This window comes from Vibrio sp. 10N.222.46.A1 (assembly GCF_041473595.1).
GTDB classification, from domain to species: domain Bacteria; phylum Pseudomonadota; class Gammaproteobacteria; order Enterobacterales; family Vibrionaceae; genus Vibrio; species Vibrio tasmaniensis_A.
The window spans coordinates 1-492 of record NZ_JBFRSN010001678.1 but is presented as its reverse complement, the minus strand read 5'-3'; the positions used below and the strand labels follow the sequence as shown (position 1 = coordinate 492).

1 protein-coding gene is annotated in these 492 nt (G+C 42.5%); it reads left to right on the top strand.

The annotated features are described in order from the left end of the window. Positions 1 to 492, top strand: a 492-nt coding sequence (locus AB4496_RS28820; protein ID WP_372133538.1) for an HD-GYP domain-containing protein, incomplete at both ends; no start/stop codon positions are given.

Below are 492 nucleotides of genomic sequence, written 5' to 3'. Positions count from 1 at the left end.
TTACGTAAGAAAGATGCCTATTTGCTTGAACATTCCGTTAATGTCGCCACACTTTTGGTCACATTTGGCAAGCATTTGGGTTTTGGCAAAGACCGATTAAAGCCATTGGCTATTGGTGGGATTATTCATGATGTCGGTAAAGTGCATATCGATGATAATGTTTTGCACAAGCCTTCTCGTTTAACCGAGGAGGAATTCGCTCACATCAAGCAACACCAAGTATTTGCTAAACCTATCATCAAAAAAATCGAAGGCTTAAGTCAAATTAGCCGTGATGTATGTTTAATGCACCATGAAAAGTTAGATGGTACAGGTTACCCTAATGGATTGAGTGGCGAGCAAATTCCGCAGCACGGCCGAATGGCTTGTATCGTCGATATCTATGACGCATTGACGGCTGACCGTTGCTACAAACGTGGAATGAGCCCAGCGGAAGCGTTTAAAATAATGTTAGGTATGACACCTAATCACTTAGACCGGCAATTGGTGTAC